The organism is Sinosporangium siamense, from assembly GCF_016863435.1.
GTDB classification, from domain to species: domain Bacteria; phylum Actinomycetota; class Actinomycetes; order Streptosporangiales; family Streptosporangiaceae; genus Sinosporangium; species Sinosporangium siamense.
In genome coordinates this window covers 1-14,986 of sequence record NZ_BOOW01000012.1, presented here as the reverse complement: position 1 = coordinate 14,986, position 14,986 = coordinate 1, and the positions used below count along the sequence as shown (strand labels likewise).

10 protein-coding genes are annotated in these 14,986 nt (G+C 68.7%); 6 read left to right on the top strand and 4 right to left on the bottom strand.

Translation table 11 applies throughout. From position 1 onward, the window contains the following. The first annotated feature begins 165 nt into the window (after positions 1-165). The 5 genes from Ssi02_RS09740 (at position 166) to Ssi02_RS09720 (ending at position 5,639) form a co-directional block, all read left to right on the top strand. Positions 166-408: a hypothetical protein gene (locus Ssi02_RS09740; protein ID WP_204023904.1), complete on the top strand. Its 243-nt coding sequence runs from the start codon at positions 166-168 to the stop codon at positions 406-408. 141 nt (positions 409-549) lie between these two features. Next, complete coding sequence (locus Ssi02_RS09735) at positions 550-2,094, top strand: hypothetical protein (protein WP_239128778.1); 1,545 nt, start codon at positions 550-552, stop codon at positions 2,092-2,094. A gap of 1,070 nt (positions 2,095-3,164) precedes the next feature. Beyond that, positions 3,165-3,920 (top strand): LamB/YcsF family protein, encoded by a 756-nt coding sequence (locus tag Ssi02_RS09730; RefSeq protein WP_204023902.1) that lies wholly within the window; start codon positions 3,165-3,167, stop codon positions 3,918-3,920. 208 nt (positions 3,921-4,128) lie between these two features. Further along, positions 4,129-4,791 carry a 5-oxoprolinase subunit B family protein gene (locus Ssi02_RS09725; RefSeq protein WP_204023899.1) on the top strand — a complete coding sequence of 221 codons (663 nt, stop codon included), beginning with the start codon at positions 4,129-4,131 and terminating at the stop codon, positions 4,789-4,791. Beyond that, a complete protein-coding gene (locus tag Ssi02_RS09720; RefSeq protein WP_275410643.1) occupies positions 4,788-5,639 on the top strand; it encodes a 5-oxoprolinase subunit C family protein in 852 nt (283 codons plus the stop codon). Before Ssi02_RS09725 ends, Ssi02_RS09720 begins: the two co-directional genes overlap by 4 nt. A gap of 40 nt (positions 5,640-5,679) precedes the next feature. Here the strand turns inward: Ssi02_RS09720 and Ssi02_RS09715 are convergent, their stop codons facing one another. Genes Ssi02_RS09715 through Ssi02_RS09700 form a run of 4 tightly spaced genes read right to left on the bottom strand, consistent with a single transcriptional unit; the run spans position 5,680 to position 11,355 of the window. After that, the gene (locus Ssi02_RS09715) at positions 5,680-7,371 is read right to left on the bottom strand and encodes an ABC transporter family substrate-binding protein (RefSeq protein ID WP_204023896.1); all 1,692 of its coding nucleotides are present in this window, start codon (positions 7,369-7,371) and stop codon (positions 5,680-5,682) included. A 14-nt stretch (positions 7,372-7,385) separates the two neighbouring features. Further along, positions 7,386-9,455 carry a dipeptide ABC transporter ATP-binding protein gene (locus tag Ssi02_RS09710; protein WP_204023893.1) on the bottom strand — a complete coding sequence of 690 codons (2,070 nt, stop codon included), beginning with the start codon at positions 9,453-9,455 and terminating at the stop codon, positions 7,386-7,388. Then, on the bottom strand, positions 9,452-10,375 hold the full coding sequence (locus tag Ssi02_RS09705; protein ID WP_239128756.1) for an ABC transporter permease: 924 nt from the start codon (positions 10,373-10,375) through the stop codon (positions 9,452-9,454). Before Ssi02_RS09705 ends, Ssi02_RS09710 begins: the two co-directional genes overlap by 4 nt. Beyond that, positions 10,372-11,355, bottom strand: a complete 984-nt coding sequence (locus Ssi02_RS09700) for an ABC transporter permease (RefSeq protein WP_204023890.1) — start codon at positions 11,353-11,355, stop codon at positions 10,372-10,374. Before Ssi02_RS09700 ends, Ssi02_RS09705 begins: the two co-directional genes overlap by 4 nt. Positions 11,356-12,269: 914 nt before the next feature. Here Ssi02_RS09700 and Ssi02_RS09695 point away from each other — a divergent pair. Further along, a partial coding sequence (locus tag Ssi02_RS09695; RefSeq protein WP_204023889.1) for a LamG-like jellyroll fold domain-containing protein occupies positions 12,270-14,986 on the top strand: 2,717 nt, incomplete at its 3' end.

Genomic DNA, 14,986 nt, shown 5'->3' with positions numbered 1-14,986 from the left:
CCTTACGTGACGGCAAAGCACAAATCTGGCTACCGTACCGTCAAAAAAAGTTCACATGACCGTCCACGCCTTGACATAAACCTGAGAAGTAATGGAATGGGAACGCAAGCCCCCCATGTGTCCATACGGGGTTTTCACCCGATCCTCGGGAGGAATGCGACAGACATGCACGGTCTCGCCACACGCAGCACCGGTGGCGCCACCTCGCTCCACGAATCGGTGAGCGCGCGCCTGTCCGCCGAGTTCCTGACGATCCCTGGGGCCACGGTCGCCAGGTACGTCATGGACGTCAGCGCCTGTGCCCGGCATCTCGGCGTGCGCGCCACGCCGGACGTCATCGAACGAATCGCCCGCGAGCATTTGCTCGCGCTCGTGAACTCCGCTCCGCCGCCCCGCACTCCCCGATAACATCGGGGTACCGGGCCGCCTCCTACGCACCGTTTGGCCCGACGTGCCCCAGGAACGGAAATGCGAGAAGGTTGGGGTGTGAGCCGCCGACAACACCGAGATCCACGGGACAATCAGCCACCGGACGACGTGTTCGCGGAGATGCTGGTCGCGGCGCGAGAGCTACTCGCCGTCAGGAGTCCTCTCGACGCCGAGCTGATGGTCTCCGACATGATCGGCGCCTGGTGGGGCCGCCGGCTGCGCGGCGGCGACGTGGAACAGGTGCTCGGTGAGGGCCTCGTCGACTACGCCGCCAAAGCGGGCACGCCCGCCGCGCTGACCCTGCTGATCGCCATGGCCTACCTCGGCACCGCCCGCCAGGGCGCCAAGTCCGAGGGCGCCGCGCTCGCGCTCATGGAGTCGGGCGTCGCCCGCCCGAGCTGGGCCGAGCGCGTCGGCGCCGTCAAGCAGACCGGCTGCTTCGTGTCGAGGGACGCCTACGGCGACCAGGACACCGTGGTCTGCACGTTCGCCTACCGCACCGAGCACCTCGAGGGCGCGCCCCGCCCGCGCCGCGCCTCCCCCATCGAGGACCGCCACGCGCTGGTCCTGGTGGTCGACTACAACATGCGCGGCATGGCCCGCGACTCCTGGGTCTCCTCCCAGGTGGACAAACTGCTGGAGCAGGCCCGCGCCGAGGCCGAGGCGAGCGAGATGCTGCGCTTCGAGGAGGTCGACCCCGACCAGGCCCGCGCGCTCCTGGAATCGGCGATGAAGGCCACCCGGGACCCCGCCGACCGAAGAACCCCGCCGCCGGTCAGCGACAGCTACGGCGCCTACCACGCGTTCGCCCGGGCCCGCCTCAAAGCCCTGCCCCCCGGCCGCAAACGCCCCGCTCCGCTCCACAGCGAGGCCCCCTACAGCCGCGACCGCCGCGCCATGCTGGCCGCGGAGTTCCTCGCCTCCGACGCCGCCGAGCACCTGTCGGACCCCTCGGCGGCCTCCCGCTGCGCCGACCACATCATCGACTACGGCTGCGACCAGGACTTCAGCCGCCCCCTGCGGGTCAGCCCCACCAAGTGCGAGACCTTCCTGCTCACCTGGCTGCCCCGCAAGGTCATGCTCAGCCCCGCGGAGCAGGAGGCCATGCCGCACGTGCTGGCCGCCTGGGTGCGGTTCGCCGGCGCGCGCATGGGCCTGCCCGAGGCCGGGCTGCGCGCCACCCTCGACTCGGTGTGGGAGGCCACCGCGAGGTTCTCCGACGCCTATCGCGACCCCACGACCTTCGGCCTCGACCGTGCCCTGGTTGAGCGCCTGCTACCCGACGGCGACCTGTCGGCCCTGGCCCGCCGGGTGTTCGCCTTCCCCCTCCTGGAGGGCACCCACGGCGGCGTCGAGCTCGACCGCCTCAACCCCGCCGACGACGCCGACCGCCGGGTCCTGCTCGAACTCGACCACGCGGGCGAGGTGGACCGCCCCGACTACGAGGAACACCTGGCCTGGCACGAGGAGATCGCGGCCCGCCTGTGGGAGGGCGACCCACCCGAGATGTGGGAGGCCGCCCAGCGCCTCCTCGACCTCGGCCACGACCGGCACGACGTCCTCCACGTCCTCATCGAGATCGCCGAACGCATCGGCGACCACCCCGACGAACTCGCCGGCGCCCTCGACGACATCGCCGACATCCCAGACGAACCCCCTTTCTAACCTCCGGGTCCAATCCCCTGCCTCATGTGGTGCCGGGTCTTCGAGCCGCTTGTGACGACCTTCGAAGACCGCCCGGTTCCCAAATGGGTTACGGGAGTTGCCCCGGCGGGCGGCGCCGCGCCCTCGCCGACACGGCAGCAGACCGGCGCCGCCTGACCTTGGCGGCAATCGTGTCCACCGCGACGCGGCCACCACCCGCCCTCGGCACCTCCCGGCAGACCCGCGCCCCCCGGCCTTCGCGGCGATCGTGTCCACCGCGACGCGGCCACCACCCGCCCCCGGCACCTCCCGGCAGACCCGCGCCCCCCGGCCTTGGCGGCAATCGTGTCCACCGCGACGCGGCCACCACCCGCCCTCGGCACCTCCCGGCAGACCATGCGCCGCCGCTTCACCGGGTGAAGCGCCGCCCGCGCGCGGGGCAAGCTCTCCGCTGCTGCGCGTCAGGCGGTCGGCTCACTGAAGCGCCGCCCGCGCGTGGGCCGAGCCGTACCTGATCCGGTTCGGCGACTCGGGCCGTGCCGTCGGGAAGGCGGCCTCCTTCGCCTCCGTGATCGTCTGATCCTCGACATCGGATCCCCAGCTCGCGCGGAGAGCAGGAACGATCGCACCGCGCGACCGACTTCGGCCGGCGCCCGCGCCGCCAAAGGGGGGGAGCAGACAGGTCCGAATCCTGCCGGCCCCGGTAAGAAGGGGCGAGGATCCACCTCGTCCCCGAAACCGGCCGAATATCAGCACCGAGAACCGAGCCGCAGGTCGGCGTCTTGCTTGGCGACGCCGGCGGTACGGCAGCGGTTCCGGGGCGGAGTGCTGTCGCCTGGACGTAAGACGCACGAGAGGTTCGCCGCGACCTGGCCGCCGCACGCCACGGGCGACCTGGCCGGGGCGAGCCGATCGGGGCGAAGCTCAACCGCATGCCCAAGTACCTCGCGTTCCCCACTCTCGACGCCGTGACCTGGCCCCAGGTGGACACCGTCGGCGTGGGACACGCCAGCCGGGCCCTAGGGGCGCGGGAGGCCGGGGGGATAGGGCATGCTCGTTGAAGTCCGTCCGGTGCGTCTCCCAGGGGCACGATGTTGATCGATCTCAACGCCGATCTCGGTGAGAGTTTCGGCGTCTACCGCCTCGGTGACGACGAGGCGCTTCTCGACATCGTCACCAGCGCCAACCTCGCCTGCGGTTTTCACGCCGGTGATCCGCTCACCATCCGGCGCGCCTGTGCCGCCGCGGTCGATCGCGGGGTGGCTATCGGAGCACAGGTGTCCTACCGTGACCTGGCCGGATTCGGGCGGCGCGAGATGGAGGTGCCGCCGGAGGAGTTGTGCGCGGAGATTCTTTACCAGATCGCCGCCGTCGACGGCATCGCCCGCGCCATGGGCGGCCGGGTCTCCTACGTCAAACCCCACGGCGCGCTCTACAACCGGGTCTGCCGAGACCCCGGGCAGGCCGAGGCGCTGGTGGCGGCCGTGGTCGACTACGACGCCCGGCTTCCGGTGCTCACCCTGCCCCACTCGGCCGTTCACCGGGTCGCCGCCGAGGCGCAGGTGACCACCGTCACCGAGGCGTTCGCCGACCGGGCCTACACCTCGGGCGGCGCCCTTGTGCCCCGTGGCCGGCCGGGTGCTGTCGTCACGGATCCGGCCGAGGTCGCGGCCCGTGCCGTACGCATGGCGGCCGAGGGGGTCGTGGTGGCCGAGGACGGAAGCGAGGTGGCGGTGGGCGCGCGCTCGATCTGCGTGCACGGCGACACCCCCGGCGCGGTCGCTCTCGCCCGGGCGGTGCGCGACGCCCTCACCGGCGCCGGCGTGACGGTCATGGCGTTCACGTGAGCACCCGCCGAACGGACATGCCCGACACGAGGCCCCGCCGTGCAGCCCACCCGCGTCGGCGGCGCCGTTCCGGAGTTCATGCGGGCACCCGTCAAACGGACCGGCCAGGCGCCATGAGCACCCCATGCCAACATGACCGACATGTCACGCGCCTGAGTGCCCACGCTCCGATGAGAGATACGAACGACCCACCCCTGGGTGTGCGCACATGACCGAGGCGGGTGTGCGGCGTGCCGGGGAGTTCGGGGTGTTGGTGGAGACGGGGGACCTGGCCGCCTCGCATCGGCTGGACGCGGCGCTGAGGGCCGATCGCCCCCCGGGGGTCACCGAGATCGTCCCGGGGCCGGAAACGGTGCTTGTCGTCGCCTACGGAGCCGCGTGCGACGCCGTGGACCGGCTCGCGGCGCGTCTGGCGGCGCTCAACGCGGCGGCTCACGTGCCGGGGGGACTGGCGGAGGGCGATCACCCGGTGGTGACCATCCCGGTCGAGTACGGCGGAGCCGACCTGGCCGGGGTCGCCGCTCTCACGGGTCTCTCCGCGGCGGAGGTGGTAGCCCGCCACACAGGGAGCGAGTTCCTCGTGGGGTGGCTGGGCTTCGCACCGGGATTCGCCTATCTGACCGGTCTCGACCCCGTCCTGCATGTTCCACGCCTGACCACGCCCCGCACGTCGGTGCCCGCCGGCTCGGTGGCCGTGGCGGGGCCCTACTCCGCCGTCTACCCGTCGGCCTCCCCGGGGGGCTGGCATCTCCTCGGGCGCACGTCGACCGCGGTGTGGGACACCTCGGCCGACCCGCCGTCTCTGCTGCGGCCCGGCATGCGCGTGCGCTTCATCGAAAAGACCGAAAAAACCGAGGCAGGCGGCTCGTGACCCCGAGGGTGGCCGAGGTCGTGGCGACGGGCATGCTCGCGACCGTGCAGGATCTCGGAAGGCCGGGACTGGCACATCTCGGGGTGCCGGGAGCGGGTGCGGCCGACCGGCGCAGCCTGCGGCTGGCCAACCGCCTGGTGGGCAACCCGGAGGACACTGCGGGACTGGAGGCGACCTTCGGCGGGCTCCGGCTGCGTTTTCCCGGAGGCGCGTGGGTCGCGGTGACCGGCGCCCCCTGCCCGGTCGGAAGAGGCACATACGCCCCCGTCTGGGTCCCGCCGGACGGTGAGCTCTCGCTGGGGACACCCTCGGCGGGATTGCGCACCTACGTGGCGATCCGCGGGGGCGTCGACGTCGAACCCGTCCTGGGCAGCCGCTCCCATGACACCTTGTCCGGGCTGGGCCCTCCCCCGTTGAAGCCGGGCGACCTGCTGCCCCTCGGCTCCCCTGCCGGCCTGCCCCAGCCCCTCGCGGACGCCGCCCCTCCCCCGCCCTGGCCGGACACCCCGATGTTGCGGATCCGGGTGGGCCCCAGGGACGACTGGTTCACGCCGGAGGCGGTGGCCGCCATGTGCGCTGTGCCGTACTCGGTGTCGGAGGACAGCAACCGGGTGGGCGTGCGGCTGCGCGGGCCCGTGCTCGAACGGGCCCGGCGGGGGGAGTTGCCGAGCGAGGGCATGGTGGCGGGCGCGGTGCAGGTGCCGCCGGACGGGCAGCCGATCGTTTTCCTCGCCGACCATCCGCCCACGGGCGGATATCCGGTGATCGGCGTGGTCGCCGACGCCGACCTCGGTCTCGCCGCGCAACTGCGACCTGGCGACCAGGTGAAATTCCTCCGGGTACGGTGACCGGCCGTCACGATTTACGGATGGCCGGAACCCGCCACGGTCAAGCCGTGAACCCGATGTCCTCGTATCTGAAGCTGTAAAAGCCGCGGGCGCCGATGTTGGCGAGAGTCTGGCGCACGGCGATGTTCTGCGGGCGCTGGTAAAGCGGCAGCACGTTGACCGCCTCCCAGATGAGGCGGTCGGCGGCGTTGGCCTCGGTGATGGCCTGGCCCGGGTCCAGTTCGGAGACGGCGCGGTTCATGGCGGCGTCGATCTGGGAGGAGCCGATGCGGCCTAGGTTGGCGTTCCACTGTCTGCCGCCGCGGGGACCGGCCACCGCATCCGCGTATTGCCCATAGCTACTCGTCACCGGAAATGGTGTGCCAATATACGAAAAAGGCGCAATATCGTAATTGCCGGGGATGACGTACTTCACGAAGAAGTCATCGCTGGGCACCGCCTGGATGACCAGTTTGACCCCCAGCGCGGACAACATGTTCTGCGCCAGCTCACCCTCCGACTTGCTGAGCTGGAGCCCCGACGGGATGACGAAGCGCAGGCTCAACTCCTTGCCGTTCTTCTTGCGTGTGCCGCCCGACATGACCCACCCCGCCGCATCGAGCATCTGCCGCGCCTTGGCCGGATCGTGGACACCCACGGAACCTGCGTTGTCCTGGTAGCCCCCCTGGGTGTTCATGAAGAAGTGGTTGTTGAGCAGAACGATGGGCCAGTTGAGCCCCTGCAGATCGGATTGGGCCATCGCCTGACGGTTGATGCCCATCGCGATGGCCTGCCGGACCTTGGGGTCGGACAGGTGCTCGCTTTCGCCGTTCAAGGTGAAGTGCCGGAAATCAGGGGCGGCGGCCTGCCGTACGGCACCGCCCTGGGTGGCCTTGGCCCGCGCGTAGTCGGGGGCTGAGGGGCCGACGTCCACCACGTCGAGTTCGTTGTTGGTGAAGGCGCCGATGAGCGCGTCGCTCTCGGAGGCGCGGAAAATGATGCGGTCGAGTTTTGCCCGATCCCCCCACCATTTGTCGTCGCGTATCAGGGTGATGGTCTTGGCGGTGGGATCGAACGCCTGGAACTTGAAAGGCCCCGCCGAGACGGGCATCTTGTTCATCCACGCGGTGTTGAACGCCTGCGCACTGGCGTTGGTCGACCTCGGATACAGCGGGGAGAAAAGCGACTGCCAGTCACCGAACTGCCGGGCAAAGGTGACGACCACCTCAAAGTCATCCTTGCCGCGCTTCACACTCTCAATGTCTTGATATCCGGTGACGGTCGCCACCCGGAAGGCGGGGTCCTTGCCGCTGATCGCCTTCCACTGGGCATCGTAGTCCGCCCAGGTGATGGGGTTGCCGTCGGACCACCTGGCCTTGGGGTTGAGGGTGTAGGTCACCACCTGCTTAGGCGTCGACTGGGTGATCTTCGCCTGGGTCAGATAATTGGGATCGTGGGCGATCTGCGCTTTCTCATCCGACCTGAAGGGTGAAGGCATCAACGCGTCGATCACCTTTTTAACCTCGGCGAGGTTGCCGTCAATATGGTTGAGATTCCATTGCACGGGATATTCGGTGATGCCCCACCTCAAGGTGCCGCCGTCCTTGACCGAGTCACGCGGATGAGGATTGATGTCATATGCCTTCATCTGGCCCTGACCGCTCCCGGTCTGCGTGGTGGTCTGGCCACCGCAGGCGGTGAAGGCCAGCACTCCGGCCAACACCAGCGCGGCCGCGCGCCGGACTGCAATCACGATTCCTCCAGTAGTCACACGACATCCAATGATTCGGCGTAGTGGCAGGCCGCACCGTGATCGCCGCCCATCGGACGCACGCGCGGCTCCTCATGCACACACCTGAGACGCTCGGTCTCCCCGATCGCCTTGTACAGCGGGCAACGGGTGCGAAACCGGCATCCCGACGGGGGGTCGGCAGGGCTCGGGAGGTCACCTTCGAGCAGAATGCGGCGCCGCGCGCGCTCCACCACCGGATCGGGTAGCGGAACCGCCGACAACAGCGCCTGCGTATATGGATGCATGGGGGTGTCGTAGACGCGGTCCACCTGGCCCACCTCGGCGATGCGGCCGAGATACATGACCGCGACACGGTCGGCGATGTGCCGGACGACCGACAGGTCGTGCGCCACGAACAGGTAGGACAGGCCGAGACGCGCCTTCAGCTCCTCAAGCAGGTTGATCACGCCCGCCTGGATCGACACGTCGAGCGCCGACACCGGCTCGTCGAGCACGACGAGGCGCGGCTCCAGGGCGAGCGCCCTGGCGATGCCGATGCGCTGGCGCTGCCCGCCGGAGAAGTCCTGCGGGTAGCGGGCCGCGTGCTCGGGCTCCAGCCCGACGAGCCTGAGCAGGTCGCGCACGCGCGGACCCGGCTCACGCACGCGGTGGGCGCGCAGCGGCTCGGCCAGGATGTCGTAGACCGTCATGCGGGGGTCGAGCGAGGACATCGGATCCTGGAAGACCACCTGCATGTCACGCCGCACGGACATGCGGTCGGCGGCGACCAGGCCCGAGATGTCGCGGCCCAGCACGACCACCCGCCCGCCCTGGGGGCGCGCCAGCTTGAGGATCTCCATCAGCGTGGTGGTCTTGCCGCATCCCGACTCGCCGACGAGGCCGAGCGTCTCGCCCTCCCTGAGGTCGAACGAGACGCCCGCGACCGCCTCCACCGTGCCCACCCTGCGCTTGAACACCGCGCCCCGGGTCAGCGGATAGTGCTTCACGAGGTCCTCGACCCCGAGCACCACCCTCCGGCTCTCGCGGGGCGGCCTCTCCTCCCCCTCCTCGGGGATCTCCGGGAGCTTGGGGACCGTCGTGACGACCCCGCGTTCGATCTCGCCCGCGCGGATGCAGGCGGCCAGGTGCCGGCTGTGCCGTACCGGACGCAGGGGGGGTTCGGCGAGGCGGCACTCGGGGACGGCGAGCCGGCAACGTGGCTCGAAGGGGCAGCCGGGGGGCAGCGCCGCGGGCGACGGCGGGTTGCCGTCGATCGGGGTCAGCCGGCCGCGCTCGCCCTGGTCGAGGCGGGGCACCGAGCCGAGCAACCCCATGGTGTACGGCATGAGCGGGTGATAGTAGACCTCGTCCACGGAGCCGATCTCGACGGGCCGGCCGGCGTACATCACAAGGACACGGTCGACGAAGCCGGCCACCACGCCGAGGTCGTGGGTGATCATCACGATGGCCGCACCGGTCTCGCGCTGAGCCTTGCGCAGCACGTCGAGCACCTGCGCCTGGATCGTCACGTCGAGCGCGGTCGTGGGCTCGTCGCAGATGATGACGTCCGGGTCGTTGGCGATGGCCATCGCGATCACGGCGCGCTGGCGCATGCCGCCGGAGAACTCGTGCGGGAAGGCCGTGGCGCGCTCGGCCGGGTGCGGGATGCCGACCAGGTCGAGCAGCTCGACCGCGCGTTTCCTGGCCTCGGCCCTGGTGAGGTCCTGGTGCACGGTGAGGGCCTCGGCGATCTGGTCGCCGACGCGGTAGACGGGGGTGAGGGCCGACAGCGGATCCTGGAAGACCATCGAGATCGTGCGTCCGCGGAAGGCGGCGAGCCGCTTGTCGGAAGCGCCGAGCAACTCGGTGCCGAGCAGCTTGACCGAGCCCGACACGCGGGCGTGCGGCGGCAGCAGCCCCATCACGGCCATCGACGCCACCGACTTGCCCGAGCCGGACTCCCCCACGATGCCGAGCACCTCGCCGGGACGCACCTCGTAGTTCAGCCCGCGCACCGCGCGCACGGCGGACGGCCCCGAGCCGAAGGTCACGGACAGATCGGCGACCTCAAGCACCGGGGCACCGGGATGGGTCGGATCACTCATCGGGCCCTCCGAGCCGACGGGTCGAAAGCGTCGCGCAGGGCGTCGCCGATGAGGTTGACCGCGAGCACGGTGACGATCAGGAGGCCGGCCGCGAACCAGAACGTCCACGGGGCGTAGGTGGCGGTCTTGGAACCGTCGGCGATGAGCGTGCCGAGGGACACGTCGGGCGGCTGGATGCCGAACCCGAAGTAGGACAGGCCGGTCTCGGTCAGGATGGCGGCGCTCACGTTGAGGGTGGCGTCCACGACCAGCAGGGACGACAGGTTGGGGATGACATGCCGGAAGACGATGCGGGTGGGTGACACGCCCATGAACCGCGCGGCGAGGATGAACTCGCGCTCTTTGAGGGAGAGGGTCATGCCGCGCACGACCTTCGAGGTGACCATCCACAGGAACAGCGCCAGCATGACGACGAACAGCGGCCACTGACCGGCGGCGAACAGCGGTGACATCACCGCGAGGATGAGAAAGGCCGGGAGCACGAGCAGCAGATCGGCCACCCACATGAGCACCCGGTCGGTCCATCCGAGGAAGTAGCCCGCGAAGGCGCCGACGATCGCGGCCAGCGCCGTGGAGACCAGTGCGGCCAGCAGCCCCACCACGAGCGACTTCTGCATGCCGCGCATCGTGACCGCGAAGACGTCGGCACCGGTCTGCAATGTGCCGAACCAGTGGCTCGGCGACGGCGGGGTGAGGAACGCGGTGAAGTCCTTGTCGGTGTAGCCCCACGGGTAGACCAGCGGCCCGGCGAAGGCCGCCAGGAACATGACGGCCAGCAGCGCGAACCCCGCGCGCCCGCCCCATGAGCCGAAGAAGCGCCTCGCGACCACACGGCCGCGCGAGGGAACGGCGACGCCGACTCCCCCAGGCGAGCTCTGCTCGGCGAGTTGCTCGTCGGGCAGGGTCACGTGGCCGCTCACCCCACCCTCACCCGCGGGTCCAGTGCTGCCTGCATGAGGTCGGAGGCGAGCGCCGCCACCAGGACCCCGAACGCGGCCAGGCAGCTGATCGCGGCCACCGTGTTCACGTCGTTGGTGAAGATGGAGTTGATGAGCTGCTCGCCGAGGCCGTGCCAGCCGAAGATCTTCTCGGTGAACGTCGTGCCGACGATCAGCGCGCCGAAGGTGAACGCGAAATAGGTCACCGCCGGGATGAGCGCGGTGCGCAGCGCGTGTTTGGTCAACGCGGTGGATCGGCGCAGACCTTTGGCCCGTGCCGTACGGACGAAGTCCGCGCCGAGCACGTCGAGCATCATGTTGCGCTGGTATCGGCTGTAGACCGCGATGAGCCCGAGCGACAACGACAGGGTCGGCAGCAGCAGATGTTGCGCGCGGTCGGCCGCCCCCCTGAGGAACCCGCCTTCGAGGCCCGGCGTCGTCTCACCGCTGACCAGGAAGATCTGCGCGCCGACGAGGTCGTTGAACCAGACCGCCCCGATGATGAGCATGTTGGCCAGCACGACGGTCGGCACGGCGAGCACGAGGAACGACGCCGCTGTGGTCAGCCGGTCGAACCACCCGTATTGCCACACCGCGGCCAGCGCTCCCCCGAGCACCCCCGCCACGCTGCCCACGATCAGCCCGACGAGAATCAGTCGCAGCGTGACCCCCGCCCGGCGGGCGAGGTCGGCGTTGACCGGGTCGCCCACGGTGGTCTTGCCGAAGTCGCCGTGCAGAACCGACCACGACCAACGAAGATAACGCTGGAAAACCGGTGTCTTGTTGTTGAGGTTGAGCTCGTCGAGGCGCGCGTCGACCACCGCCGGCGGCGGAGGCGGCCTGCGCGCCTCATAATTCGACCGGGGATCGAGCGCACTCGCGGCCAGCATGTAGGCCAGGCTGGTGGCGACAACGATCAACGCCACATAGTTGATCAGCCGCCGGGCCAGGAAACCCGCCATCACCCTCCCCCTCGCCCCGCCAAGGCCGCCTCGGGTAGCCCCCTCAAAGCCATACGGAGTGTAGCCATACTGCTACATCATGCGACGTCCAGGAGGGGCGGACTTCCCAATCGGAGGGTGTGTCGTGATTTGAGATTAGTGAACCTTTTCATCCGCCAGAGAGATCCGTGAAGCAATCCCGCACATGACGCCCGCACGGCCGCCGCCCGGCCCCCCGCCTGTCCGACCCACGGGTATGGGCAACATCAGCCTAAATGCCGACAAACTCCGACCAACACCCTCATGCCGATACACCCGCCTACATGAACTACCACACGTAACGACTAACCTACCGACCGTAGGAAATTCGAGCTAATGGCGGAATAGCGAATCAGGACCTCCTGCCATAAGACATTGCAAATGCCGCATCTGGACCACACGGCGGCCCATCACACCTCGTCCACCTGCAGGCTAGCGCGCGCCAAAACCACCCGCTCCCACGAAGCGAACAATAACCATCCCACTGTGACACCTCCACCCCTTCGCCTGATCGTCGCAGGTCAGAGCTTCGGATACCCGCGATCCGGAGTTTGGTACAGCCTTCACTTCCCCACCACCGGCATTCCGCGCCGGACATCCTCCACCCGACCCGACCAAGAGACGACCTCCATTTCTTCACTGTGCGCGATTGGATTTTCGCGCTCCGCACCCAAACAATAGCCGTTGAATCTGCGGCCGTTAGGGCATCCATCCCCCCAAATCCTCACGGGCTGTGTTCGTCCAGCCACAAAATAGAGGCTTATTTTTATTTACTACTTATGTGACACTTGCGCTGTTTTCCCGGTCTCATGGAAAGGCTGGCGTTGAACATACAACCATCGTCGCGGCCGAGTTTATCCTCGCGGATATGCCGCTCCGCATGCCTGATCACCGCCGTGGCCCTGCCGCTCTCAATGCTGGCGGCACCCGCAATCGCCCGTAACCCCCTGCCGTCCTCCACCGACCCACCGAAGCCCCCGCCCGCCGCCGCCAAAGCGGATCCGACCGTAGCCGCACTGGACAAGGCCAGGAAGGACAACAAGCGCGTCGAGATCGAGGCGCTGCGCTCCGAAAGTGCCACCTACTACGCGAACCCCGATGGCAAAACGGTTCGCGCCGAAGTCTCAAGCACGCCGATCCGGGTCAAGCGGGACGGCGGCTGGAAACCCATCGACCTCACACTCGTTGAGCAGGACGGTGTCCTGCGTCCCAAAGCGGCGCCCGGCCCCCTCTCCCTATCGGCCGGAGGGGACACCACCGCCGTCACCTACATTCGTGACGAGGGCCGGGCCGCTATCGCGGCTCCTGCCACGTTGCCTAGGCCGATCGTCAAAGGGAACACCGCCACATACCCATCGGCCTACGGCCCCCTCGCCGACCTCGTCGTCACCCTCACCCCCAGCGGATTCCGCCATGACGTGGTGATCCGGCAACGTCCCGCCAAAGACATGAAGCTCCGCATGCCGATGCGCCTGCCCCGGGGACTCAAACTCGGCAACGGCTCCGACAAAACGCCGGGCCTGCTCAACACGAAAGGCAAAGAGGTCGCCGATCTGGCCACCGCTCCGATGTTGGATGCTACGGCCGCGGCGAACCCCGACCAGGGAACCGCTGGCCAGGCCAAGGCCGCAGTCGACGGCGACAGCATGGTGTTCACGGCGAAATCCGCCTTCCTCAACAACCCAGCCGTCACCTACCCCGTCACGGTGACGATCGCAAGCGACACCTGGGAAGGCACCGGCATCGCAGGTGACACCCACGTCAGCAACGTCCTGCCGAGCGGACAGGCGAATGCCACGCTGCCCTGGTTGCTGGCTGGCAAATCGCACAGCGGCAGCCGCACGCACCGCACCTACATCGACTTCAACATTCACGACACGCCGCTGATGGGCGGCACCGTACACAACGCCGATCTTCGGCTGCACAATCAGGATTCCCATACTTGCAGCGACACCGACAGCCCCGGCATCGATCTGCAACGCGTCTCCAGCCCGTGGACCACGGACACCATCAGCTGGTCCAACCAACCGTCGACCGATTCCGCCGGCCACGTCGGCAACCGCGGCGCCTACAGCGCCACGCGGTGCCCAGAGGGCGAAGGCGAGCTCTACTACTCGATCGAACTCATCGTCCAGGCCTGGATGAACGGCACTCCCGACCACGGCGTCCGGCTGAGTTCCGTCATCGAGGCCGACGCCCTGCAAAACTGGCGCTACTACCGCTCCGACGAGTACGGCGGCTACGACACCTATCCCTTCACCCCTCGCGGTCCCGTGCTCTTCATCGAATACACACCCGCCGACCGGCCGGTCAGCTCGGTCGCCTGGCGATACTCCGGCGACGCCGACGCCACGACCTATGACGAGATCGAGGCGCTGGCCAACGATCCTGCGCGTGCCCGGGCGACCACGTCGGTCTCGGCCGACCCCAACGGCCCGACCTGGGAGGAGGCACAGGCCGCCCGCGAGTCGGAGGCCGAGTTCGACATCCAGGAGACGGAGCAGGATCAACCGTTGCCGCATGAGTCGGATCCCCCCGTGGATCCCGAACCGGACACACAGGCCCCCAACGTGATGGAGACCTCACCGGCCCGCGACGCGACCGGCGTCCCCGTCACCACAGGGATCAAGGCGTACTTCGACGAGCCTGTGACCGAAGCGGCTATCTCCGTGAAAGGTCCCGGCGGAGCGACCGTGCCTGGAGCACCGGTCTACGCGAACAGGGCCCTCACCTTCACCCCGTCAGCACAGTTAGCCGCCGAGACCACGTATTCGGTCGAGGTCACCGGCGCCACCGACCAGGCGGACAACACTATGGCGCCCTATACGTGGACGTTCACCACCGCCAACGGTGCGCTGGAGGGCCTCGTGGCCGCCTACGGCTTGGAGGAGGGCACAGGGACGACGGTCGCCGACTCCTCCGGCAACGCCAACGGCGGAGCTGCTCACGGCACGAGCTGGGTCACCGGGAAGTACGGCAACGCCCTGTCGTTCGACGGCATCGACGCGTGGGTCACCGTACCCCACAGCCCATCACTGCGACTCACCAACGGGATGACCCTCTCGGCCTGGGTCAAGCCCACCGGCGTCGGCGGCTATCGCACAGTCGTCATGAAGGACCACACCAACGGCTCGGCCTACGGCCTCTACTCCTCCAACGGCGATGCTGTGCCCTCGGCCTGGATGCTCAAACCGGACGCCGCCAGCCACAACATCGTCAACGGCACCTCACCCCTGCCCGTCGACACCTGGAGCCACATCGCGATCACCTACGACGGCACCGACGCCCACCTCTACGTCGACGGCACCCAGACCACCACCATCCCCATGACCGGCAGCCTCATCGACGACAACGGCTCACTCCACCTCGGCGGAAACACCAAATGGGGCGAATACTTCGCCGGAGTCATCGACGAAGTCCGCGTCTACAACCGCGCACAAACCGCGGCACAGATTCAAACGGACATGACCACCTCCATCACCACACCGGGTCCGGAACCCGAGCCTGACACCGGGCTGGTAGCCGCCTACGGCTTGGAGGAGGGCACAGGGACGACGGTCGCCGACTCCTCCGGCAACGCCAACGGCGGAGCTGCTCACGGCACGAGCTGGGT